This window comes from Sphingopyxis sp. (assembly GCF_034380315.1).
GTDB lineage: Bacteria > Pseudomonadota > Alphaproteobacteria > Sphingomonadales > Sphingomonadaceae > Sphingopyxis.
On the sequence record NZ_JAXMPB010000004.1, the window covers coordinates 1 to 23,343 of the forward strand.

Genomic DNA, 23,343 nt, shown 5'->3' on the forward strand with positions numbered 1-23,343 from the left:
TCCCCGCCTCATGCTCCTTCAATATCGCGATGATCTGCTCTTCGCTGAACCTGCTTCGCTTCATTACGTCCGACTCCTTCGCGCCGGACTCTACTCAAAATCGGTCACATTTCAGGGGAGCACGTCAGAACGCGCACGCAAAGCCGTCACGGCCAAGAAGCCTGGGATCAACGCTGCGCTTCCTTAAGCCGTGGCGAACTAATAGATTTGGCGCCGGCGTCTCCAGCTTCTAACGGAGCAGCAAGCTTTCGCGCCCGCCAATTCACCCCTTAACTTCCAACCGGACCCCGATGTTCTGCCAGATCGGTAGGAAGCGATCACAAGGAACACCATTGGAAAATCGCTTGCGCCGGCCCGCATCTCGCCACTTGCGCGATCCTTTCCAATCCCTTTCATCGGCACGCGCGCTCCCGCGCGATAATCTTGCACCTTTCCAAAACGCACGGCGCAGCTTTTTCCCCTGCCGTTGCAGCGTGCTTGGTGATTGCGGAGTGCGGTCTCGGGCGTGGAGGAGCGTTTAGCCCTTCAGCACGTTTCGCGCGCCCGATGTCGCCGATCGGCTAGCATAATGAAAATCATGCGCCGCTCACTCACTTAGACTTACGCGGCTTTTCAGAAAGTACCGGATTAAAAGCCCACACCCTACGCGAGCTTCTCGGGCTTCTCATTCCAAGCTCAGAAAGCCGGCGCAGCTCAAATCAACAGCCCCAGCCGCTCGCAAGCAAAGATGGCCCACACACACACACACATGGACCGGCCTTTTGGCGGCACCGACATATCGCCCGAGGTGCCAGCGCCCTGCGCCGTCGGGCGGTATGTCCATCGAGGGGGCAGGCCAACCAGGGGAATCCCGTACCAGACAAAAAAGGGGCAGCTTTCGCTGCCCCTTTCTCGTTCCGTTTCGACTGAAGTGATCAGAACTTCAGACGGACACCGGCGTAATAACGACGCCCGAAGATGTCATAGACATCTGCGGCCGTGTCCGCGCCCGTTACGTTGAACGGCGAACCCGACAGAATGTTCGGCGCCTTGTTGTCCAGAAGGTTGTCGATACCAAAGAAGAATTCGAAGGCATCGGCCGGACGATACGTCATCTGCGTGTCCAGATAGAACTGCGCCGGGATCGAGATGTCCTTCGGACCCAGATCATATTCGGCGAGGAACTGGTCATCCTCATACGACTTACCGATATAAGTACCGGTGAAGGTGATACCGAACTTATCTTCCTGATAACCCAGGTTGGCAGTGAAGCGGTCACGTGCCGTGCCGATTTCGCCCGCGAACGGATCCTTCGGCGCACCCGGAACCGGGATCACATAGCCGTCCAACACGTGGTTGTACGAGATGCGCATGCTCAACGACCCGTTCAGGACCGGCGTGCGATAACCCGCGACGACGTCGATACCTTCGGCCTTCAGTCGTCCACCGTTGACCAACGGAGCATCGATGAACTCAAGCGAACCCGGGCTATTCGAGCCTGCCTGGATTTGGCGACGCTGAATCAGATCGCAGAACTGATCGTTACCCTGCTGATAGCACTGGTTCAGAATGAACTGGCGCGGCGGAGCAACAATCGCGTCCTTGATCTTGATGTTGTAGTAGTCGACCGACAGGGTCAGGTTACGCAGCGCAGCAATCGAGCGCGGCGTAATAACCACACCCAAGGTGTACGAGTCCGAAGTTTCTTCGAACAGGTCCAGGTTGCCGCTGTTAAAGCCGCTGATGCCCTGCAAGTCAGCTTGATTGAGCGTGAACGTACCGTTCTGGGCAATGTTCAGAGAAACGCCAGCGTCTGCACGGCAGCGCGTTCCCAGATCACCACCACCAGAGGCGCCGATGCCAGCGCACGGATCCTGCAGGCCAGTCGGGAACGTCTGTGACGGACCCTGATAGAGCTCACCGACGTTCGGCGCGCGAACGGCGCGAGCGAACGTGCCGCGGAAGCGGATATCTTCCACGGGCGCCCAGTCTGCGCCAAAGCTATAGCTATATACCGTACCGACCGTCGAATAGTCCGACACACGGCCAGCAGCACGCAGGTTCAACGAGTGGAAGAATGCGGTGTCGGCCAAAACCGGAATGTTAATTTCACCGTACAGTTCCTTAACGTTGAAGGAACCTGCGGTGTCCGGAATGGCATTACCGGCATTCAGGCCAGCATTGGTAAGCGCATCGTTATCTTCGGAGCTCGATTCCTTACGATACTCGCCACCGACAGCAATCCCCACCGGCCCAGCGGGCAGGTCGAACAACTCGCCCGACAGGTTCGCGGTGAACACTTGCTGACGGATGTCGGTCTGGAACGACTGTTGTGCTGCAATGTAGTTCAGCGCCTCCGGCGAGATCGAACCCTCGCCAAAGATGTTGATCGGAGCACAGCCCTGCGCACGCGCGGTTGCGCTGGCGCAAACAACGTCAGTTCGCGAACCGTCGCCATCAAGATCGTCCACGTCCGTGATCGCCGACATTGCGTTGGCGAAGTTCAGAACGTTCACCTGCCCGTTCGAACGCTGCGATTCCGTCGTGCGGCCGTAATTATAGCTGACGTCCCAGCGGAACTTGTCATCAAACAGGCCGCCTTCAAGGCCGAGCACAACACGGAACGTATCGCGAGCGGTGGAGCCATTACGGGTCCCCACCTCGGTCAAACGACGGGCAAAGCCCATGTCACGCAGACCGTCGCCATCGACGTCGGTTGCGACGGCCGCGATGGCTGCCGGGACATAGGGGTTCAGGACGGCAACGCCATTGACCATCGTTTCGATCGGCGCACGACCGGTGACCGGATAGATGTTCGCAACATCAAGCGCGAAAGGCTCGATTTCACGCGACGCCGTGGTCTTTGCGTAGGTGCCTTCAGCAACAAAGCGGATATCGTCCGTGATATCGTAATGGCCACGAGCAGCGAAGAGATAACGCTTCACCGGAACAGCCAGCGTACGGAAGAACTGGCGATTGAAACCGTTCGGACCAACACCGGTACCGATTCCGGGAACGACTACGCCACCCGACGAATTGAGAACCTGGCTGTTGCAGGTCGGTCCATTGGTGGTGAAGCAAGGCTGCAGTTGCCCGTTGGGTCCAAAAGTGAAGGTATAATCGCCGGCCGGCCGGAAATTATCCCCAACAGTGAAACGACCCTGCGGCGGGAAGCTCGAGAAGAACGGACCAGCCGACACGCCATAGTCCGCCGGATCACCCGTGATAAACGCAAACCTGTCCACGTCATCCGAGAAAGTATTCTTGCGCTGGCGGGAGAGCAGGCCCTTTTCATCCGAATAGCCGAGGTGAACCATGATGTTACCGCGGTTGTCAGAAAAATTGCCGCCGAAGGTCAGGTTCGTCTGAATGCGAGCCGAATCACCACGCTCGGTAATGCCATACTGGCCTTCAGCTTCGAAACCTTCGAAATCGCTCTTGTAGATGAAGTTGACCACGCCGCCAACGGCGTCCGAACCGTAGAGCGACGATGCACCACCGGTCAGAACGTCGACGCGCTCGACAAACTGAGTCGGGATAATGTTGAGGTCAACGGTCGCCGTGCCGGGCACGCCGGCAACCACGCGACGATTGTTGATCAGAACGAGCGTACGATCCGAACCCAAGTCGCGAAGGTCAACGGTTGCCACGCCGGTACCGGACGTCAAGAACGCCGAGTTTGTGCGGCTCAGCGCGGGCGTACCGAAAGCGGGATTCTCAAGCAGAAGCTCTTGAATGTTAACGGCACCCGATTGCTGGATGTTTTCTGCCGTGACGGTCTGAACCGGCGGCAGCGAGGTGATGTTCGGCGATGCGATGCGCGAGCCGGTCACGATAATCGTCTCGCTGGACGCGCCCTCTTCGGCGTCCTGCGCAAAAGCGGGAGTCGAAATGAGAGCAACTCCCAGGACGACCGGGGCAGCGCCCAGCTTCAGCCTAGAAAATTGGGTTTTCTTCACAGTGCAGTCCCTTGCTACTGGTGGATAGAAATAGCCGGGATTGCGTAATTCTGACGCATGAACGCGTCACAGATTACCCCGGTTGGGGGTCGGGATGACCCTTCATTCATCGGGAGTAAAGAAAATTTGCCCCTGATTTGGCCATTTCATCAGCCATTGTGATGTATTTGCAACAATCACGGCACAGGCGCGCGCGAATCATGTGAGACGGGTGCTCCACCCACCTATGCGCGGGTCAGCGATACCGGAAATCTCATTTAACACATTGTAATTTATTATTTTTCAAAAAGTTCGCAGAATACCGTCCGCAGAAACCGCGTAAAAAGAGCCCATCACCCAACCGGCGTCACGTCAAACGCCACGGTCAAGCGCTCGCCCCCCAGGATCGGCTGGGTTCCGTGCCACATGATGGAGGGAAACAGAACAAGGCGCGCCGGCCTCGGCTCTATCGTTCGCAACGGCGCCAGATCGAGTCCAAGTTCATGGGGCGCCGCGCCAAGTTGAAGCGAACCGGCTGGAGGCGGCCCCATCTCCGACTGTGACGGCAAAGCCACATAAAAGGCCGAACTTAACCACCCCTGCGGATGAATATGATTGCTGTGATGCCCGGCCCCCATCAGGCGCACGGACCAGGATCCCGCAAAGCGAAAACGCTTGCCGGTGTGACGCAACAAGGGATGCTGCGGATCGCGCGGCCCCATTGCGGCGACATGCGCTTCCACAGCCGCGACGACGATCGCGCGCAGCCGCCGGATTTCGGGCTCATCACGGGCAAAGAGAGGGCCGTCGGTCTGCGTACCGCCCCGCACCGACTGCCCGGGCGGCGCGGCGACCGCCCGATGGATCGCGCGCAGCCGCTCGGCCAACGGAGCGAGGAGATCGCCGACATCGAGATCGACGACGCCGACCAGCGCCGGATCCCCTTCCAGCCATTGCCACCGCGCATCGCCCGTCAATCGCCACGCCAACGCCGCATAGGGCCAAATCCGATTCGCCTGGCGGTCGCCCAGGTGCGGCTCGACACGCGACGCGGCAGCATCCGCACGTCCGGTCCGCAACAGATGGCGAATATGTCGCTCGGCAATCCCGATATCCGCACGCTGAGCCAGCGAATCAAACAGATGATCGGCGCGGGCACGATCACCCAGTTCCGAAGCGCAGATCGCTTCGAACAAGACCAGGCCGTCGGCGTGACAGCCTGCGGCGCGTGCCTCTCCCACCGCCCGCTCCGCCGCGCCATAATGTTCGACATGGATCAGAAAATTGATGAACGCATCCCATAGCGGGAAAGCTTTGGGCATTGCCGCAAGGGCGCGGCGATAGCCTGCATCGAAAGTCGATGCGTCGCCCATCTGGCCACGCAAGCGGGCAAGCGCCGCTTGGCCATCGAACCAAAGCGGATTGTCTGCGACGACTGCGTCGAGATCGGCAATCGCCTGCGCACCCTGTCCCTCTGCCAGTTGGGCAGCCGCTCGGCCAAGCAACAGCGCGCCGTCGCCAGGCGCCAGCTGGCGCACGCGCTCGAACAGGGCCGTTGCCGGACGGCCCGCCTCCAGGCTCGCCTGAGCCACCCCGTAAACCGATTTGATCTCGCCCGGAGCCAGACGCGCCGCTTCGGCGAAGGCATCGATGGCGGCCGCACTCTCGTCGAGCGCGCGATAAACGACACCCATGGTCTGCCAAAGCCGAGCATTGCGGGGATGGCGATCGAGCGCAGCCCTTAGCGAGGGCAACATGTCTGCGCCGCGCCCGGCATCGCGGGCATCGAGTGCCGCGTTGATCACCGCCTCGGGATCGGAAACGCCGTCGGGTTGAATCATGGAGGAACCTTGTCCGAGCAAAGTTCAAAAGAAAAGGGGGCGGACCAATGGCCCACCCCCCAGTCTGTCACGATGCCAGCAAGGATCAGAAGCTGATCTTGGCCGACATTGTATAGGCCCGGCCGATGACATCATAGGTCGTCGGCATGGTGTTGCCGTTGTTGAACGACGTCCCTGCCACGCCTGCCCCGACCAGCGGAGGCTTCTTGTCGAACAGATTTTCGATCAACAGTCCGAGTTCGAAGGCTTCGCTGACATCGAACCGCAGCGTCAGGTCGAAATAGTCGTATGCATCGATCTTGCGGAAAGCTGGCAGGATCGAATTATACGCCGTCGTCGTGTTGCCCGGAGCCGGCGTGTTGAGTGCCGTACCGGTGGGGCGGATGGGTTCGAGCTCGACGCTGCTGATGTGATTCCACATCAACGTGACATCGAACGGACCATCATTATAGCCGACCCGCGCATTCCACTTCCACTTCGGACGCGGGTTGGTGCAGCTCGTGCTGTAATAACCCGAACATTCGCGGTTGATCGAATTCGGCGTCGCCTGGACTCGATAATAATCCATCCAGGTGCCATTCGCGCCAAGGCGGATCGCGCCGTCTTCACCGACCGGAATCTTGTAATTGATACCGACATCGATACCCGCGGTCGACAGGCGACCAAGGTTCGAGCTCGCCAGAATCACGCCCGGGGTTTCACCCGCACCGTTCAGGCTGCCCGTCAGCGGGTTACGCTTGATCAGCGCACAGAACGCATTGGGGGTCTGCGACGGGTTGAGCACCGACGAATAACAGCCGTTCAGAATATCATTCTGCGACGGTGCACTGATCAGATCGCGGATCTTGATATTGAAATAGTCCGCCGTGATCGACAGTCGGGGGATGAACCGCGGCGCGAACACCAGACCCAGCGTATAGGTCTTGGCGCGTTCCACATCGAGGTCAGGATTGCCCGAGGTCGTGACGTTGATCTGTCCCGACGACGGCTGCGAAATGCCGCCATAGGTGCCCGAAGGCGCCCCTGTCGCTTCGCACAGGCTCCGCGGCGCCGACGGAGTCGCCCCCGCGCAGGGATCGACCGTCAGGTTGCTCAGACCCTGCACCGGTGACTGGAACAATTCCTGGATGTTCGGCGAGCGCACCGCCACCTGATACATGCCGCGGAACTTGATTCCCTCGACCGGCTCGATCGTACCGCCGGCCTTCCAGGTCGTGCTGGTGCCCGTGGTCGAATAATCCGAATAACGGATACCCGCTTCGATCGTCGCCTTGTGAATGAAGCTGTCCTCGATCAGCGGAATGATGATTTCGCCGAACACTTCCTTCACGCTGTACTGGCCGAGATCGGGCGGGGTGCGCGCACCGGTGCCAAGCACTTCGCCCTGGATCTGCGACGGTGCGTCCGGGGTCGCGCTCGACTTCAGCTTGCGATATTCGGCACCGATCGAGAAAGCGATCGGCGACGAGGCAAATGGGCTGGTCAGACCGAACAGATCGCCCGAGATGCTACCCGTAACGACGCCCTGCTGGACGAGACGGCGAATCTGCGCATCGAGATCGATAAACGCAATCTGATCCGGCGTGATCGACCCTTCCGCACCGAACAGGTTCAGCGGAACGCAGCCATTGGCCGTGTTCGAACAGACCAGCTGACCGGCAGCGTTGCGATAGGCGAGCAGCGCCTGCTGCACCTTGCTCGACGAACCCCAGTTGACGCGCTGCTGGTTCTGGCTGGTTTCGCCATATTGCGCCGACACGTCGAACTTGATGCTGTCGGTGATGTCGCCGCGGAATCCGGTCTGGACCTGGAACATCGTCGATTCGATCGGGTTGCCGCGCGGGCCATATTCGCTCAGGCGCCGCGACGGAATCACGCGCACCGTTTGCGACGTGCCCGTGTTCACCGCTGCGGCGGCATTACAATCGGCGACCGAAATATTATTGGCCGCGCAAAGCTGTGCACGCGCGCCGGCGGGCAGATACGGGTTATTCAGCGGCAGATTATAAGCGTTGCCGAAGGTTCCCGACGCGGCGAGCGCCAGACGCGCCTTGTTGCGCGTGAACATTGCGGTCGAATAGACCTCGATATCGTCGGTGATTTCGTAACGAGCCGCCGCATATGCGTTCCAGCGCTGGAGCGGCGTCAGGAAATAGGTGCCGAGATTGGTGTTGAACAAATCGTTCTGCGTTGCAGCACGGAAGGATCCGGTCGTCGGATCGATGACCGCACCAAGTCCGCTCGTCGGCAATCCGTTCGGGTTGGTCGCCGACCGAAGCTGCGACTGGAAGATGGCGGGTACCGCGCCGGTCGAACCGTTATAGAGGCCGTTTACCGAGCTAATCGGGAAACGTGCAATCTGCCGGTCGGTGGTGAACAGCGAACTGCGATCGCCATAGCCGAGACCGAGCACGACATTGCCGCGATCGTCGTCGAAGCTCGCCCCGACCAAAAGGTCTGCACGATATTGGGCCGCATCGCCGCGTTCGGAAATACGATAATTGCCCGACGCTTCGAAGCCTGTGAAATTGCGGCGGGTGACGAAGTTCACGACGCCGGCCACAGCGTCGGCACCGTAAACCGACGAAGCACCGCCGGTCACCACATCGACGCGCTCGACCAGACCGGTCGGAATCACGTTAAGGTCGACGACGCCGTCAAGACCGAAGGGAACGATCCGGCGGCCGTCGAGAATGACGAGCGTGCGGTTGTCGCCCAGGCCGCGCAGGTTGACGCTGGCCGAGCCGTCTGAGCCGTTGTTGACGCCCGGCCCGAGTGAAGGGCGGACCGACGGAAGGTCACGAAGAAGATCTTCAGCAGAATTCGGCTGGCGAAGATTAATTTCTTCAGCGCCAATCACATTGACCGGACTCGTTACTTCAAGATCGGGCCGCGCGATACGCGTTCCGGTAACAACGATCGTCCCCTCGTTCGCCGAGGTACCATCTTCTACGGCATCCTGTTGCGCGTATGCGGTGCTGGATAGCAGCGCGACCCCCAAAACGATAGGAGCAGCACCCAGCCTTAATTTGGTATATTGGGTTCGTTTCACAGCGCAGTCCCTTGCTACTTATTGACAAGACAGCCGGGATCATCTGCGCAGGTGACTCCCCACCCCACATTACTTCCCCGGTACGCATCGGATGACTATAGCGGAGGTCCGAGTAAAGCGAATTTGTTGTGCCGCTCGCAGTTTTTTGCGTTTCTGTGACGCATCGGCAACAACATCGCAATCAGCCGAAATCAAAGGCGCGAGCAGTGCCCTAAAATGGAAATTTTGTTTCAATTGTTACTAAGGGCCGAGCGCGAAACGCGGGGCCCGGGCGAAAACTCAGCGCCGCATCGGCCCGGCGAGCTTGCCGGGGTCGAGCCGTGCGTCGTGCCATTTCAGGCCCCAGTGCATGTGCGGACCGGTCGCGCGGCCGGTCGCACCGACGGTGCCCAGCACCTGGCCCTGCCTGACCCGATCACCGGCCTTCACGTCAAGCCGCTGGCAATGGAGAAAGGCGCTGTTCAATCCCATTCCATGGTCGACGATCAGCAAATGGCCTTCGAGGGTGAAGGGCGCGCTCGCCGCGAGCACGACCACGCCATCAGCGGGCGCGACGAAGGGCGTTCCCGCCGGAACCGCGACATCGGTGCCGCTGTGATAGCTGCCCGGCTTGCCCTGATAGACGCGCTGCGAACCGAAAAAGCCGGAAAATCGTCCCTTGACCGGCCAGACGAAGCTTTGCCGCCAGCCATCCGATTCGACCGTCCGCGCGCGCGCCTCGGCGATTTGCGCCAGCTCGGCCGGACGGCGGCGCGTGAACTCGGCGTCGCTCGCCGCGCTGCCGCGATAGGGGGCGTTGACATGCTCGATCCGCCAGCGCCCCGCCGCAATCGCAATATCGCGCTGGGCCGTGCGGCCGTCGGCGAATGTCGCGACCAGCCGGGCCGTCGCGCCCGCATCGCGGTCAAAGGCAAGCAGGAAACGTCCGTCGGGCGCAACCGGGATCGCCCGGCCATCAAGCGCCAGACTGCGCGTATCGGCAGGCGCCACCCCGATCAGTACACCGCCCTGTTCGGCGGTTGCGGCCAGTTCGAAATCGGTACGCCGGGGTTCGCGCGCGTCGACCGTCGGCGCCATTGGCGTCGCCGCGCCGTCCATCGCAACATCGGCGGGCGCGGCGGCCGGCGCGTCCATCGCGGGAACACAGCTCGAAAGCCCGATGACAAGGCCGACCGTCAGGGCGCGCCCGCGCGTCCGGATGGCTGCCGTCATGCCTTACCCGAATCGCCCGAATCAAGCGTCGCCTGCACCGAAAGCGCGGCGGTGGCATAGGGCTCCTGCCGCGCGACCGACCAATAGCGCAGCTCGTCGAGGCCGATCGGCACGCCGCTGGCCGCGCACAGCACATGGTCGCCGGGCGCCAGGACGCGAAAGCCATTGGGGCCATATTGCAGGCGGGCGAGGCGGTTGCGGCTGGCGATCAGCATCGAAAATTGTCCATATCGTGGCGGGTCATCGCCCCGGTATAGCAGCATCGGACGGCGCGGCCACCCCCGGCGGCGTCAGAAGAGCTCTCCCTGCCCACGCCCCGGCGCGGCATCGGACGCCTTGCGCGGCGCACGCGGCGCGGTAGGCGCAGGCGACGGCAACGCGGAGGAAGCCGAGCCGGGCGGAGGCAGATCAGCCCCAGCAACCTGCACCGGCACCTCGCCATCGGCGAACATCAACCGCAGATGCCCGGCGCCCCGCGCGCCGTCGGCGGTCGTGACGATCGCGCCTTCGGCATCGCGCACCATCGCATAGCCGCGCGCGAGCAACGCGCGCGGGTCGAGCGAGGCGAGCAGCCGCCCCAGCCCCTCCAGCCGCGCCCGGTCGCGATCCCACGCGCGCGTCAACAGCGCCGGGCGCAGCACCGCGGCGCGGGTCGCCAGCCGCTCGCCGACGATGCCGATCCGGTGGCGCTGGCTGCGATCGAGTCGCCCCTGCGCCTCGTCGAGCCGCTGGCGCTGCGGCGCGTACAGGCCGTCGCGGCGCGGCAGCAGCCGGGCCAGCGCCCCCAGCCGTTCGGCGGCCAGCGCCTGGTGACGGCTCGCGGCGCCGATCATCCGCCCGTTCCACGTCGCCAGCTGCGCTTGCAGCTCGGCGCGCACCGGCACCGCCATTTCGGCCGCCGCGGTCGGGGTCGGGGCGCGCACATCGGCGACATAGTCGGCCAGCGTCACGTCGGTTTCATGGCCGACCGCGCTGATCGTCGGGATGCGGCATTCGGCGATCGCGCGCACCACCACTTCCTCGTTGAACGCCCACAGATCCTCGATCGATCCGCCGCCGCGCGCGACGATGACAAGGTCGGGGCGCGGCACCGGCCCGCCGGGGGGGAGCCCGTCGAACCCGCGCACCGCGCGCGCGACCTGCGCCGCCGCGCCTTCGCCCTGCACCAGCACCGGCCAGACGAGGACATGCATCGGGAAACGGTCGGCCAGGCGGTGCAAAATGTCGCGAATCACCGCCCCGGTCGGCGAGGTGACGACGCCGATCACCTTGGGCAGCCGCGGGATCGGCTGTTTGCGCTCGCGGTCGAACAGCCCCTCGGCGCCGAGCCGCGCCTTCAGCTTTTCGAACAAGAGCATCAGCGCGCCTTCGCCCGCCACCTCCAGGCTTTCGACGACCAGCTGATATTTGGAACGGCCGGGGTAGGTGGTAAGCTTGCCGGTGGCTATCACCTCGATCCCGTCTTCGGGGCGAAAGGCCAGGCGCGCCGCCTGTCCCTTCCACATCACCATGTCGATCAGCGCATTATCGTCCTTCAGCGCCGCATAGAAATGCCCCGACGCCGCGCGTTTGGTGCCCGACAGCTCGCCGCGCACCCGTACCCGCGAAAAACCGTCCTCGACCGCGCGCTTGATCGCCGCCGACAATTGCCCGACCGACAGGGCTGGTGCATTGTCGCCCGGCGCCGCCTCGGCTAACAGCCGCGCGGGCGTGTCGCCATCGGACGCCGGATCGGGAAAAGGAACTGACATGAATATCCTGCTTATCGGGTCGGGTGGCCGCGAACATGCGCTGAGCTGGCAACTGGCACAATCGCCGAGCTGCGCCAAGCTCTATGCCGCGCCGGGCAATCCGGGGATAGAGGCGCACGCCGAATGCGTGCCGATTGCCGCCGACGACCTCGACGCGCTCATCGCGTTCGTTCGCGCCCATGCCATCGATTTTGTCGTCGTCGGCCCCGAAGCGCCGCTGGTCGCCGGGATCGCCGACCGGCTGCGCGACCTTGGCATCCCCACCTTCGGCCCCGCCGCCGCCGCGGCGCAGCTCGAAGGGTCAAAGGGCTTTACCAAGGATCTGTGCGCGCGCGCCGGCATCCCGACCGCCGCCTATGTCCGCTGCTCCAGCGCCGACGACGCGCGCGCCGCGCTCGCCGATTTCGCGATTCCGGTGGTGATCAAGGCCGACGGGCTCGCCGCGGGCAAGGGGGTGATCATCGCCGAAACGCGCGCCGAGGCCGAAGCGGCGATCGCCGACATGTTCGCTGGCGCCTTTGGCGGCGCGGGCGCCGAAGTGGTGATCGAGGAATTTATGACCGGCGAGGAAGCAAGCTTCTTCGCGCTGTCCGACGGCACCAACGTGATGGCGTTCGGCAGCGCACAGGATCACAAGCGCGTCGGCGACGGCGATGTCGGACCGAACACCGGCGGCATGGGCGCCTACAGCCCGGCGCCGGTGCTGACCCCCGACCTTCAGGAAGCGGTGATGGAACGGATCATCCGTCCGACCGTCGCCACCCTCGCGGCAGAGGGCACCCCCTATGTCGGGGTGCTGTTCGCCGGGCTGATGCTCACCGACGCGGGGCCGAAACTGATCGAATATAATTGCCGCTTCGGCGATCCCGAATGCCAGGTGCTGATGATGCGCTTCACCGGCGATTTCGCGGCGCTGCTCCACGCCGCGGCGACCGGAACGCTCGCCGATGCGCCCGCGCCGGTCTTTGCCGGCGGCTATGCGCTGACCGTCGTGATGGCCGCGAACGGCTATCCCGGCACCCCCGAAAAGGGCGGGACAATCGGCCATATCGCCGATGCCGAAGCGGGCGGGGTGCGCGTCTTTCACGCTGGCACCGCGCGCGCCGACGGCCGCATCGTCGCGGCGGGCGGCCGCGTGCTCAACGTCACCGCGACCGGCCCGACCGTCACCGAGGCGCAGGCACGCGCCTATGCCGCGGTCGACAAACTCGATTTCGCGACCGGCTTTTGCCGCCGCGACATCGGCTGGCGCGAAGTCGCGCGCGAAGCACGCTGAGGCCTTGACCCAACAGTCCGCGACGGTGGACGCCGCGCCCACGCCCGCATAGGCTGGAACTACAGCAGGAGAAGATGCCATGATGTGGCTGCAGGAAAATTGGATCGTCGCATTGGTGGTGGCGGTGGCCGCCGTCGCCATCCTCTGGTGGCTGTTCGCGCGCCGCAAGCCCGATACGTTCGACGATGTCGCCGCGCCGGTCGCCGAACCCGCCAGGCCCGCCAAGCCGCTCGAACCCGTCAAGCCCGACATTGTCGCGGCCGAACCGGCGCGCTTCAAGGCTCCCGAACCCGCGCCCACCCCGCCGCCCGCCGCCGCGCCGAAACCGGCCCCTGCCGCCGAAAGCGCCGCGCCCGAACCCGCTGCGCCCCCTGAGCCAGCCCCAATCCCCGCCCCCGCTCCCGCAGCAACCGACGCGGCGGCCGACAATCTGCAATTGCTCAAGGGCGTGGGGCCAAAGCTGGCGACGCTGCTCAACAGCCTGGGCATCACCCGCTTCGACCAGATCGCGGGATGGACCGACGCCGACATCGCGGAAATCGATCCTCAGCTCGGAACCTTCCAGGGCCGCATCACCCGCGACAATTGGGTCGATCAGGCGGGCTTTCTGGCGCGCCGCGACAAGGCCGGTTTCGAAGCCAAATATGGAGCGCTCGGCGGGGAGCTATAAAGCCGCTTTCCGACCGGGAGTTATCATAAGATCCGCCCAGTGCCGCAGGCATGGGGAGGTGGCAGCGCGAAGCGCTGACGGAGGGGCAAATGGCGCGACGCCGCGGCGCTCCTCCACCACGCCCTGCGGGCGCGGTCCCCCTCCCCATCGCTACGCGCCAAGGAGGATTTTAACGGCAGCTCACCACCCCGTTTTCGCCGTTCGGTGCAGTTCGCGACGCGATGGCAGCTAACGACCCCGAAGCCGCCGTCTCCGCCTCCTCAACCCGTTCGCATCGAGCGAAGTCGAGATGCCCCTCGGGCCAGGCGCCGCATCGATGGGTGTCTCGACTTCGCTCGACACGAACGGAAAAGGAGGTGCGTCGGCTATCGACCGGAAGTTGACCTATCCATGATCGTCACCCCGGACTTGATCCGGGGTCCCGCTTGAGATCGAAGGCAATCCGCGCCTCAAAGAGCGGGATCCCGGATCAAGTCCGGGATGACGAAGGAGGGCAACGTCCCCGTCCCACCCCAAAGCAGATCTTCGAATAACGCTTTCCTACATTATCCGGCCATGCTTCAAACTGGTCGATGGAACAAAGCATCCCGCCCGCCCAGCCCCTCGCGGACACCTGCCTTGCATTTCATCCCGTGCCGCAGCAACGCCGCCGCGCCGATGGCTGGAGCCCCGGCACGCAGGCCGATTTCATCCGCGCGCTCGCTGCGATGGGCTCGGTCGGCAAGGCGGCGCGCGCCGTCGGCATGGGGCGCGCCTCCGCCTATCGCCTCCGCGAACGGCCCCAGGCGGCCAGCTTTGCCGCGGCGTGGGACCGTGCCATTTCGATGGGCCGTATCCACCAGTATAAGGTCGCTATGGATCGCGCCCTCAACGGCGTCACGATCGTCCGGGTTCTGAAGGGCGGCGCCATCGATGTCAGCGGCGGTCCGGACATGGCGGTGGTCCACGCCGCGCTGCGCGACGATGCCGTACCGCCGCATTTCGTTAAAGCGACAAAGGAGACAGAATGACGGCGCACGTCCGTATCTTTTGTCGCTTTAAGACCGCATTCGGCCGGACGTCAGGCGTCCTCGTCGTCCTTCGGCTTCAACAATTCGCTGACCAGCAGCTTGTCGATCTTGCGTCCGTCCATGTCGACGATCTCGAATCGCCAGCCGCGATCGGTGAAAATCTCGCCTTCGGTCGGCAGATGCTTCAGGATCGCCAGCGCATGTCCGGCGGCGGTCGCATAGTCACGGTCATCGTCCAGCTCGATCCCCAGGCGATCGGCCATCTGGTCGGCGGGCATCGATCCGGCGATCAGCAGGCTGCCGTCCTCGCGTTCGGTGACAAAGGGTTCGCTGCCGATGTCCTGGTCCGAGGCGAATTCGCCCGCGATCGCCGACATCAGGTCGGCCGGTGTCACCAGCCCGTCGAAATGCCCATATTCGTCGTGGACGAGCAGCATCGGAACCTCTGCCACGCGCAGGCTTTCCAGCGCGTCCATCGCGTCGATCTGGTCGTGGATCACCTTGGCCGTGCGGGTCAGCCGTTCAAGGTCGAGCGCCTCGCCGCGGAACAGCGCCGCCGCGATGTCGCGCGCCTGGACGATGCCGACGATATCGTCGACCGATCCGCGCGCCACCGGCAAGCGGGTGTGCGGGGTTTCGAGCAACTTGGCGCGCACCGCGTCGGCATCGGCGGCGATGTCGATCCAGTCGACGTCCTTGCGCGGCGTCATCACCTCGCGCACCGGACGGTCGGCCAGGCGCACGACGCCCGAAATAATGGCGCGCTCGCTTTCCTCGATCACCCCCGATTTCGATGCCTCGGCGACGATCAGATGCAATTCTTCCGCCGTGACCCGATCCTCCGATTCGCGGTTGAGGCCGAGCAGGCGAAAGACCAGGGCGGAACTGGTATCGAGCAACCAGACGAGCGGCGCCGCGATCCGCGACAGCCAGTACATCATCGGCGCGACGAAAATGGCGATGCGTTCGGGCGCGCGCAGCGCGAACTGCTTGGGGACCAGCTCGCCCGCGATCAACGAGGCATAGGTGGTCAGTGCGATCACGACAGCAAAGCCCGCCGTGGTCGCGGTTTCGGTGTCGAGTCCGAACAATGGCTGCAACCGCTCGCCGACCGGCTCGCCCAGGCTGGCGCCCGAATAGGCACCGGCCAGAATGCCGATCAGCGTGATGCCGACCTGGACGGTGGACAGAAAGCGGCCGGGATCGGCGGCCAGTTGCCGTGCGATCCGCGCCCCGCGGCTGCCGCGCTTTTCCGCTGCCGCAAGGCGGGGGTCACGCGACGATACGATCGCGAGTTCGGACATGGCAAAAACGCCGTTCAGAAGGACAAGGATCGCGATGATCGCGACGTCCGACCAGGGAAAAGGGGTCATTGGGCGGTCATGCGGCGCGCAAGCGCCCGGCCCCTGTCAGCTTCGGTCATGCCGCTCCTATAGGACAAAGCCTTGCCCCTGCACAATGGCCCCACCGCTCATCCACCATTCATGCGAAATTTGGAACCAGATGGCGCGGCATATGTTATTCGAAGGAACGGCGGCCCGCCCACGACCAGCTTGCGCCGCCGGCAGAAAGGGAGCGACCCAATGAATATGAAGATCACCAAGCTCACGACCCTCGCCGCGCTTGGCGCGCTGACCCTGACCGGCTGCGTCACCGACCCCGAAACGGGCGAAAAGCGGATTTCGAAAGCCGCCATCGGCGGCGTCGGCGGCGCGCTCGGCGGCTATCTGCTCGGCGACCTGATCGGCGGCAAGAACAGCCGGACCGAGGAAATCGTCGGCGCCGGGATCGGCGCCGTGGCGGGCGCTGGCGTCGGCTATTATATGGATCAGCAGGAAAAGAAGCTGCGTGAACGCACCGCCGGAACCGGCATCGACGTCGAACGTCAGGGCGACCAGCTTGTCCTCAACATGCCGGGCGACGTGACCTTCGACCTCAACAGCGCGATGGTGAAGGCGCAGTTCCGCAGCGCCCTCGACAATGTCGCCTCGACGCTCGCCGAATATCCCAGCACTTATATCGACGTATATGGCCACACCGATTCGACGGGCAGCGACAGCTATAATCAGGGCCTGTCCGAACGCCGCGCGGCGTCGGTCGCCGACTATCTGGCCGGCCGCGGCATCCAGCGCGCCCGGATGGCAACGCTGGGCTATGGCGAATCGCAGCTGAAGTGCAGCCCCGAACGTTCGGAGGCCGATTATCAGTGCAACCGCCGCGTCGAAATCCGCATCGCACCGGTCACGCAGGCCGACGTCGCCGCGGCACGCTGACGCCGTCCTTTCCCGTGGACGCGAAGGGGCGCTGCCTTCGGGCGGCGCCCCTTTTTATATCGGCGTTTTGGGTTCAGCCCAGACTCGGAAAGCTCGCCTTCAGCCCGTCGATCACGAACTGCGCGGCCAGCGCGGCGAGCAGGACGCCGAGCAGGCGGGTGATCACCGCTTCGCCCTTGTGGCCGATCAGCCGCATCAAGGGCCCGGCGCTCAACAGCGCAGCAAGGGTGAGCAACAGGACGAGAAGCAGCGCGGCAAAGATGACGAAAGCGCGGTCGATCCCGTCATTCTGCGACACCAGCAGCATCACCGATGCGATCGACCCGGGCCCGGCGAGCATCGGCATCGCCATCGGGAACACAGAGACATCCTCGACCTCGGGCGTCGCCATCAGCTTTTCGGCGCGCTGTTCGCGGCGCTCGGTGCGCTTTTCGAACACCATGTCGATCGCGATCATGAACAGCATGATCCCGCCCGCGATCCGGAAACTGTCGAGGTCGATGTGAAGGAAGCTCAAAAGCCCTTCGCCGAACATCGCGAAAAACACGAGGATACAACCGGCGATCAACGTGGCGCGGATCGCCATCGACCGCCGCTGTTGCGGGCTCGCGCCGCCGGTCAGGCTGGCATAGATGGGCGCGCAGCCCGGCGGGTCGATCACCACGAACAACGTGACGAAGGCGGAAATGAACAGGTCGATCATGGTTGCTTGGGCGCTGCGACACGGTCGTCGATGACCGTTTCCATCATGCTGCCATTCCACAGGCGAATACGGATGCGGCGCGACAGATCGGCCGCGACCTCGGACGTCCAGCTCAGCGTCTGGTCGGGTGCCAGACCGACCGCCATGTCAGCTCCCTCGTCCGCCGGGCTTACCTCTGCCCCCGGCCGCGACCCGCACGCCGCCTGGCGTGTTGCAATGAGATCGGGTGCAGTCCGCGGCACCTCCAGCGTGTCGCCATGATCGAGCACCCAGGAAAGCTCCCCTTTTTTGTCCCTCAGCCAGACTGTCGTGAAATAACCGCTGCCCGCACCCTTCTGCCAGGCACCGGTCGTCACGCCGACGTTGCCATCGCAGCTGACATAGACCGCGTGCGGCTGCCAGCGAACCGCCTCGGCCGGATTGGCCTGCGTCTTCAACCAGTCGCGGGCGCTGGTGCGGGCTGGCACGAACATGACCGCATCGGGATGCGCCGTCTCGCGAAAGGCGGTCCACTGCCCCTTTTCCTGCGCCAGGCGCGCGAAGGCGATTTCAGCAGCGACAAAGGCGCTGGGGTTCGCCGCCAGCGGACGATTGAACATGTCGCCGCGCGGCGCGGACGCACAGCCGGAAAGCAGCGAAAGAGCGAATGCGGCAACCGTCAGGCGCCGCATCAAAACCCCTCCGGATCGGCCAGGCCGGCGCGGCGGTGCGCGGCGACCAGCGTGTTGCGAAGAAGACAGGCGATCGTCATCGGCCCGACCCCACCCGGAACCGGGGTGATCGCATCGGCCACCGCCGCGGCGCCGGCAAAATCGACATCGCCGACCAGGCGCCCCTTGGCTTCGCCTTCGGCAGGCGCCAGGCGGTTGATCCCGACGTCGATGACGACGGCGCCGGGCTTGATCCAGTCGCCCTTCACCATTTCGGCGCGGCCGACCGCGGCAACGACGATATCAGCGCGGCGCACAAGTTCAGGCAGATCCTTCGTCCGGCTATGTGCCATGGTGACGGTGCAATTGGCGCCGAGCAACAACTGGGCCATCGGCTTGCCGACGAGGATCGAGCGACCGACGACGATCGCGTCCTTGCCCCCAAGGTCACCAAGCCGATCCTGAAGCAGCAAGAGGCAGCCAAAGGGGGTGCAGGGAACGAGGCCCGGAATACCGAGCGCCAGGCGTCCCGCGCTCACCGGGGTCAGCCCGTCGACATCCTTGTCGGGATCGATCGTCGCGACCGCACGCTGTTCGTCGAGATGGCCAGGCAAGGGCAGCTGGAGCAATATGCCATCGACCGCATCATCGGCGTTGAGTGCCGCGAGAAGCGCTTCGACCTCGGCCTGTGTCGCCTTGGCGGGCAGGCGGTGCTCGAAACTCTCCATCCCGGCAGCGATGGTCGCCTTGCCCTTGGATCCGACATAGACCGCGCTCGCCGGATCGTCACCGACCAGCACGACCGCAAGACCCGGCGCACGGCCGGTCGCGGCCTGGAATGCCGGAACGGCATCGGCGATGCGCGCGCGCAGCCCGGCGGCAAAGGCCTTGCCGTCAATAACCCCTGCGCTCCCCCCCGCAACCATCAGGCAAAACCGCCCGAATAGGCCAGGCTTGCCAGATATTGCAGCACCGGTCCCTGGATGATGATGATCAGGATCAATACCAGCATCGGCGTCAGGTCGAGCCCACCGAAATCGGGCATGATACGGCGGAACGGCCGGTAAAGCGGCTCGGTAATGCGATCGAGTACCGTCCATAGCTGGCCGACGAATTCATTGTGGGTGTTGATGACGTTGAACGCGATCAGCCACGACATCACCGCCTGGGCGATGATGAACCACCACAGGACCGTCAGGATGATATCGACGATCTGGATGAGCATGAGAAGCAAGACAGGGTCTCCGTAAAACCGTGATGGCAGGCACTCTTAGCGGTGAATGAGCGTGCCTGCACCCCTTGCGGTGAAAATTTCGAGCAGCATGCCGTGCGGAATCCGTCCATCGAGGATAACCGCCGCCTCGACCCCGCTGTCAACCGCGGCGACACAGGTATCGACCTTGGGGATCATGCCGCCGGTAATCGTCCCGTCCGCCTTAAGCGACTCGATCCCGGCGCTGTCGAGATCGGTCAGCAGGGCGCCCGACCGATCCAGAACGCCCGCCACATCGGTCAGCAGGAAAAAGCGCTTTGCGCCCAGCGCGCCGGCAATTGCTCCCGCCATCGTATCGGCATTGATGTTGTAGGTTGCGCCGTCCGCGCCCAGCGCGACCGGAGCCACGACCGGAATGAAATTGTCGTTCGCCAAATTGGTCAGGATTGTCGGATCGACCGCGACCGGCTCGCCGACGAAACCCAGATCGACATGACGCTCAATCCCCGAATTCGGGTCCGCTTCGGTTCGCTGCACCTTTTCGGCGAGCACGAGATTGGCATCCTTGCCCGACAAGCCGACCGCGCGCCCGCCGAGCGCAGCGATCCAGCCGACGATTTCCTTGTTGATCTTGCCGGCCAGCACCATTTCGGCGACCTCTGCGGTCGCGGCATCGGTAACGCGCAAACCGCCCACGAACGTCGACTCGATGCCCAATTGCTTCAGCATCGATCCGATCTGGGGGCCGCCGCCATGGACGACCACCGGATTGATGCCGACCGCTTTCAAAAGCACGACATCCTCGGCAAAGTCGCGCTGCGCCTCGGGATCGCCCATGGCGTGGCCGCCATATTTGATCACGAAGGTCTGCCCGGCATAGCGCTGCAGATAGGGCAGCGCCTCGACCAGCGTTTCCGCCTTGGCGAGCAGATCGGGAAGCTTCGAAGGGTCGGGAGTCTGATTCATACGTCGGTTTTGCTATCCAGGCTGCGGCCAAGCGCGACAAGGCCGGTAATGACAAAGGGAATAACGAGGATCGACAGCACGACCTTGGCCAGCATCTGCCCGACCATCAGATTGGCGATCGGGAACACGCCGTAAAAGGCAATGGTGACGAACAGCAGCGTGTCGACAATCTGGCTGAGCGCACTCGCAACCGCACCGCGGATCGCAAGCCAGGTCGCACCGCTCCCGACACCTTCACGGCCACGGAGTTTCGCAAAAATCGTGACGTTCAAGAACTGCGATGTGCCGTATGCAACGATCCCTGCGGCCATCAATCGCGGGCTCTGCCCCAGGATCATGTCGAACGCGCCCAACCGTTCCGCCTGCATTTCAGGCGACGCGGGCAACGCGAGAACGAGCGCGGTCAGAATGATCGATAGAACAAGCGGAACGAAGCCCCACAGCACGAGGCGGTTCGCGGCGCCCTGGCCATGCAGTTCAGCGGTCGCGCTCGACAGCGCAACCAGAATCAGGAAAGCAAAGATGCCGGCCTCGACCGCCAGCCAGCCGCCCAACGCAACCTGCTTGTTCCCCAGCACTCCGGCCAGCACCACCATGCCGCCGTAGATAATGGTGAAAAGAAAGAGCGAAGGCGAGATGGAGCGCGGCAGCGCAGCGGATACGGGTTCGGTCATCGCTGCGCGATAGTCGGTTTTGAAGGTGCTGGAAAGATGTGCGGTAAGCCTGCCCCTTGCCCCATCGTCAAAGGCCGCTAGACAGGCCGGATTATCTGCGGGGGAATAGACGAGATTATGGAACGCCTGATCGGTTTGCTCGGCATCGTCGCATTGCTTGCGATTGCCGTGCTCTTTTCATCGAACCGCCGCTGGATTCGCTTGCGCGTCGTCATTCCCGCCTTCCTGCTTCAGGCGGGATTCGCCCTTCTCGTCATCGGCACGCCCTGGGGCCGCGCAATCATCCAGGCGATGTCGAACGGCGTGTCGAACCTGCTGGGCTATGCCAAGGCAGGCACCGATTTCATCTTCGGCCCGCTCGCCTCACCCGAAATGGGCGCGAACAGCTTTGCAATCGCCGCGCTCCCCGTCATCATCTTCTTCGCCTCGCTCATCTCGATCCTCTATTATCTCGGCATCATGCAGTTGGTGATCAAATGGGTCGGCGGCGCTATCCAGAAGGTCACCGGTATTACCAAGGTCGAAAGCCTGGGTGCTGCCGCCAACATCTTCGTCGGACAAAGCGAATCGCCGCTGGTCATCCGCCCCTATCTGGCCGGGCTCACCCCGTCGCAGCTGTTCACCATCATGACGGTCGGCATGGCCGGGGTCGCGGGCACGATCCTCGGCGCTTACGCCAGCATGATCGGCGAACAACTTCTCCCCTATCTGCTTGCTGCGAGCTTCATGTCGGCACCGGGCGGTATTTTGATGGCCAAGATCATGATGCCCGACGATCCTAAGGATCTGGGCGTCGAACCCGTCATCATGCCCGAAGCGAGCCACGACGAAGAGAAGCCCGCAAACCTGATCATGGCAGCGGCGCAAGGTGCGCAGACCGGGGTGAAGCTGGCGGTTGCGGTCGGCGCCATGGTTCTCGCCTTCGTCGCACTGGTCGCACTCGCCAACGGGCTGCTGGCCGGGATCGGCAGCTGGTTCGGCTATGACAATCTGTCGTTCCAGGCGGTGATTGGCTGGGTCTTTTCACCGGTCATGTATCTGATGGGCGTGCCCTGGGCCGAAAGCGGTACCGTCGGCGGCCTTTTTGGCACGAAAGTGGTCCTCAACGAATTCGTCGCCTTCATCGATCTGGGCAAGGTACAGGGTGATTTGTCGGCAACATCGATCGCGATTGGCACCTTTGCCCTTTGCGGCTTCGCCAATTTCAGCTCGATCGCCATACAGATGGCGGTGACGGGCGGCCTCGCCCCCAACCAGCGCCCTATGATTGCGCGGCTGGGGTTGAAGGCGCTGCTCGCCGGCAGCCTGTCGAATCTCATGTCCGCGGCGCTCGCGGGGCTGATGCTGGGACTGATGTAACGACGCGCCACCTTACAGCGTCGACACGATTGCCGCCAATATGGCAGCAAATGCCTTCGCGCCGCTGATTGCCAAGCCATTATATCTGTGAGAACTTTCCGTCCGGTCGCACGCACAGGCTTGGAACAGGGAGGGCCATCCAATGTCGAAATTGCGCATGAGCTGGACATATCTGGCGGGGTTGGCGGTCATTGTGGGTGGCGGCGCGCTGTCCACCTCTTCGGCACAGACGCCCGACGACAGAATGTACCGACCACCAGAGGCAACCATTTATCGCGATGCAGCCTATCGCGGCCCCGCCGTCTTTATCGGAGAGGCGAAACCCAATCTGGGGCTAAGCTGGCCGGTCAATTCGATCCGCGTCAAGGAAGGTCGGTGGCAATTGTGCGAAAAGACCCGCTTTCGCGGGCAGTGCCGTACCGTTGATCGCGACACACCCTTGCTGAACAATGTGCTGCGCGGATTGACGATCCAGTCGATCCGGCCGGTAGGCAATGGTGGCGGGGACGATGGGTGGCAGGCACCACCCGCAAACGGCCAGATTGCGCGCGGCAATTTCGCCGAATTCCACACCCAGCCGGGCACCAATGGGCGGCGGGTCGCGGCCTGCGCGGCTGGTTCGGCCACCGCCAACTGCGCGGCGCAAACCGCCGACAACTGGTGCCGCTCGATCGGCTGGAACGGGTCGGCGCGCGAGCATATGGAAACGATCAATCGGCGGGAGTATCTGGCCGATGTCCTTTGCGTCCGCACGGGATATTGAAGGGGAAAGACAA

At 63.5% G+C, this 23,343-nt stretch carries 19 protein-coding genes; 6 read left to right on the forward strand and 13 right to left on the reverse strand.

All coding sequences use genetic code 11. The features are described 5' to 3' along the window. Nucleotides 1-914 precede the first annotated feature (914 nt). The 6 genes from U0S50_RS08135 to xseA form a co-directional block, all read right to left on the reverse strand. Complete coding sequence (locus U0S50_RS08135) at nucleotides 915-3,938, reverse strand: TonB-dependent receptor domain-containing protein (protein WP_322308283.1); 3,024 nt, start codon at nucleotides 3,936-3,938, stop codon at nucleotides 915-917. Nucleotides 3,939-4,270: 332 nt separating this feature from the next. Further along, on the reverse strand, nucleotides 4,271-5,758 hold the full coding sequence (locus U0S50_RS08140) for a 2OG-Fe(II) oxygenase family protein (protein ID WP_322308284.1): 1,488 nt from the start codon (nucleotides 5,756-5,758) through the stop codon (nucleotides 4,271-4,273). A gap of 85 nt (nucleotides 5,759-5,843) precedes the next feature. After that, a complete protein-coding gene (locus U0S50_RS08145) occupies nucleotides 5,844-8,810 on the reverse strand; it encodes a TonB-dependent receptor plug domain-containing protein (RefSeq protein WP_322308285.1) in 2,967 nt (988 codons plus the stop codon). A 279-nt stretch (nucleotides 8,811-9,089) separates the two neighbouring features. After that, nucleotides 9,090-10,022: a M23 family metallopeptidase gene (locus U0S50_RS08150; RefSeq protein WP_322308286.1), complete on the reverse strand. Its 933-nt coding sequence runs from the start codon at nucleotides 10,020-10,022 to the stop codon at nucleotides 9,090-9,092. Then, nucleotides 10,019-10,237 carry a DUF2093 domain-containing protein gene (locus U0S50_RS08155; RefSeq protein ID WP_322308287.1) on the reverse strand — a complete coding sequence of 73 codons (219 nt, stop codon included), beginning with the start codon at nucleotides 10,235-10,237 and terminating at the stop codon, nucleotides 10,019-10,021. Before U0S50_RS08155 ends, U0S50_RS08150 begins: the two co-directional genes overlap by 4 nt. A gap of 75 nt (nucleotides 10,238-10,312) precedes the next feature. Continuing rightward, a complete protein-coding gene (gene xseA / locus U0S50_RS08160; RefSeq protein ID WP_322308288.1) occupies nucleotides 10,313-11,773 on the reverse strand; it encodes an exodeoxyribonuclease VII large subunit in 1,461 nt (486 codons plus the stop codon). Here xseA and purD point away from each other — a divergent pair. The 3 genes from purD to U0S50_RS08175 all read left to right on the forward strand — a co-directional run bounded on the left by purD (nucleotide 11,772) and on the right by U0S50_RS08175 (nucleotide 14,729). After that, a complete protein-coding gene (gene purD / locus U0S50_RS08165) occupies nucleotides 11,772-13,049 on the forward strand; it encodes a phosphoribosylamine--glycine ligase (protein ID WP_322308289.1) in 1,278 nt (425 codons plus the stop codon). The two genes, xseA and purD, sit on opposite strands and share 2 nt — an antisense overlap. A 79-nt stretch (nucleotides 13,050-13,128) precedes the next feature. Next, nucleotides 13,129-13,719, forward strand: a complete 591-nt coding sequence (locus U0S50_RS08170) for a hypothetical protein (protein ID WP_322308290.1) — start codon at nucleotides 13,129-13,131, stop codon at nucleotides 13,717-13,719. Between the two features lie 632 nt (nucleotides 13,720-14,351). After that, complete coding sequence (locus U0S50_RS08175) at nucleotides 14,352-14,729, forward strand: hypothetical protein (RefSeq protein ID WP_322308291.1); 378 nt, start codon at nucleotides 14,352-14,354, stop codon at nucleotides 14,727-14,729. Nucleotides 14,730-14,779: 50 nt separating this feature from the next. Here the strand turns inward: U0S50_RS08175 and U0S50_RS08180 are convergent, their stop codons facing one another. After that, the gene (locus U0S50_RS08180; RefSeq protein WP_322308292.1) at nucleotides 14,780-16,102 is read right to left on the reverse strand and encodes a hemolysin family protein; all 1,323 of its coding nucleotides are present in this window, start codon (nucleotides 16,100-16,102) and stop codon (nucleotides 14,780-14,782) included. Nucleotides 16,103-16,318: 216 nt separating this feature from the next. Here U0S50_RS08180 and U0S50_RS08185 point away from each other — a divergent pair, with 216 nt between their 5' ends. Then, nucleotides 16,319-17,002 carry an OmpA family protein gene (locus tag U0S50_RS08185; RefSeq protein ID WP_322308705.1) on the forward strand — a complete coding sequence of 228 codons (684 nt, stop codon included), beginning with the start codon at nucleotides 16,319-16,321 and terminating at the stop codon, nucleotides 17,000-17,002. A 73-nt stretch (nucleotides 17,003-17,075) separates the two neighbouring features. Here U0S50_RS08185 and U0S50_RS08190 read toward each other — a convergent pair whose 3' ends face one another. From U0S50_RS08190 to U0S50_RS08215, 6 genes are read right to left on the reverse strand one after another with little or no spacing between them, the layout of a single operon-like run. Beyond that, on the reverse strand, nucleotides 17,076-17,705 hold the full coding sequence (locus U0S50_RS08190; protein ID WP_322308293.1) for a MarC family protein: 630 nt from the start codon (nucleotides 17,703-17,705) through the stop codon (nucleotides 17,076-17,078). Continuing rightward, complete coding sequence (locus U0S50_RS08195) at nucleotides 17,702-18,376, reverse strand: hypothetical protein (RefSeq protein ID WP_322308294.1); 675 nt, start codon at nucleotides 18,374-18,376, stop codon at nucleotides 17,702-17,704. The genes U0S50_RS08190 and U0S50_RS08195 overlap by 4 nt, the downstream gene beginning before the upstream one ends. After that, entirely contained in the window at nucleotides 18,376-19,281 is a 906-nt protein-coding gene (gene folD / locus U0S50_RS08200; RefSeq protein ID WP_322308295.1) for a bifunctional methylenetetrahydrofolate dehydrogenase/methenyltetrahydrofolate cyclohydrolase FolD, read from the reverse strand. The genes U0S50_RS08195 and folD overlap by 1 nt, the downstream gene beginning before the upstream one ends. Further along, nucleotides 19,281-19,580 carry a YggT family protein gene (locus tag U0S50_RS08205; RefSeq protein ID WP_322308706.1) on the reverse strand — a complete coding sequence of 100 codons (300 nt, stop codon included), beginning with the start codon at nucleotides 19,578-19,580 and terminating at the stop codon, nucleotides 19,281-19,283. Before U0S50_RS08205 ends, folD begins: the two co-directional genes overlap by 1 nt. A 45-nt stretch (nucleotides 19,581-19,625) precedes the next feature. After that, nucleotides 19,626-20,534 (reverse strand): acetylglutamate kinase, encoded by a 909-nt coding sequence (gene argB, locus U0S50_RS08210; RefSeq protein ID WP_322308296.1) that lies wholly within the window; start codon nucleotides 20,532-20,534, stop codon nucleotides 19,626-19,628. Beyond that, nucleotides 20,531-21,208: a queuosine precursor transporter gene (locus tag U0S50_RS08215; protein WP_322308297.1), complete on the reverse strand. Its 678-nt coding sequence runs from the start codon at nucleotides 21,206-21,208 to the stop codon at nucleotides 20,531-20,533. Before U0S50_RS08215 ends, argB begins: the two co-directional genes overlap by 4 nt. Before the next feature lie 117 nt (nucleotides 21,209-21,325). Here U0S50_RS08215 and U0S50_RS08220 point away from each other — a divergent pair, with 117 nt between their 5' ends. Both U0S50_RS08220 and U0S50_RS08225 read left to right on the forward strand, forming a co-directional pair. Continuing rightward, nucleotides 21,326-22,567, forward strand: a complete 1,242-nt coding sequence (locus U0S50_RS08220; RefSeq protein ID WP_322308298.1) for a NupC/NupG family nucleoside CNT transporter — start codon at nucleotides 21,326-21,328, stop codon at nucleotides 22,565-22,567. 142 nt (nucleotides 22,568-22,709) lie between these two features. Beyond that, complete coding sequence (locus tag U0S50_RS08225) at nucleotides 22,710-23,330, forward strand: beta/gamma crystallin-related protein (RefSeq protein WP_322308299.1); 621 nt, start codon at nucleotides 22,710-22,712, stop codon at nucleotides 23,328-23,330. Nucleotides 23,331-23,343: the final 13 nt, after the last annotated feature.

Bases quoted from the DNA above. Each gene is read 5' to 3' on its own strand.
- U0S50_RS08180 (WP_322308292.1), bottom strand. From the start codon at position 16,102: ATGACCCCTTTTCCCTGGTCGGACGTCGCGATCATCGCGATCCTTGTC.
- U0S50_RS08190 (WP_322308293.1), bottom strand. From the start codon at position 17,705: ATGATCGACCTGTTCATTTCCGCCTTCGTCACGTTGTTCGTGGTGATC.
- argB (WP_322308296.1), bottom strand. From the start codon at position 20,534: ATGAATCAGACTCCCGACCCTTCGAAGCTTCCCGATCTGCTCGCCAAG.
- xseA (WP_322308288.1), bottom strand. From the start codon at position 11,773: ATGTCAGTTCCTTTTCCCGATCCGGCGTCCGATGGCGACACGCCCGCG.
- U0S50_RS08140 (WP_322308284.1), bottom strand. From the start codon at position 5,758: ATGATTCAACCCGACGGCGTTTCCGATCCCGAGGCGGTGATCAACGCG.
- purD (WP_322308289.1), top strand. From the start codon at position 11,772: ATGAATATCCTGCTTATCGGGTCGGGTGGCCGCGAACATGCGCTGAGC.
- U0S50_RS08185 (WP_322308705.1), top strand. From the start codon at position 16,319: ATGAAGATCACCAAGCTCACGACCCTCGCCGCGCTTGGCGCGCTGACC.
- folD (WP_322308295.1), bottom strand. From the start codon at position 19,281: ATGGTTGCGGGGGGGAGCGCAGGGGTTATTGACGGCAAGGCCTTTGCC.
- U0S50_RS08155 (WP_322308287.1), bottom strand. From the start codon at position 10,237: ATGCTGATCGCCAGCCGCAACCGCCTCGCCCGCCTGCAATATGGCCCC.
- U0S50_RS08195 (WP_322308294.1), bottom strand. From the start codon at position 18,376: ATGCGGCGCCTGACGGTTGCCGCATTCGCTCTTTCGCTGCTTTCCGGC.
- U0S50_RS08150 (WP_322308286.1), bottom strand. From the start codon at position 10,022: ATGACGGCAGCCATCCGGACGCGCGGGCGCGCCCTGACGGTCGGCCTT.
- U0S50_RS08215 (WP_322308297.1), bottom strand. From the start codon at position 21,208: ATGACCGAACCCGTATCCGCTGCGCTGCCGCGCTCCATCTCGCCTTCG.
- U0S50_RS08205 (WP_322308706.1), bottom strand. From the start codon at position 19,580: ATGCTCATCCAGATCGTCGATATCATCCTGACGGTCCTGTGGTGGTTC.
- U0S50_RS08170 (WP_322308290.1), top strand. From the start codon at position 13,129: ATGATGTGGCTGCAGGAAAATTGGATCGTCGCATTGGTGGTGGCGGTG.
- U0S50_RS08220 (WP_322308298.1), top strand. From the start codon at position 21,326: ATGGAACGCCTGATCGGTTTGCTCGGCATCGTCGCATTGCTTGCGATT.
- U0S50_RS08225 (WP_322308299.1), top strand. From the start codon at position 22,710: ATGTCGAAATTGCGCATGAGCTGGACATATCTGGCGGGGTTGGCGGTC.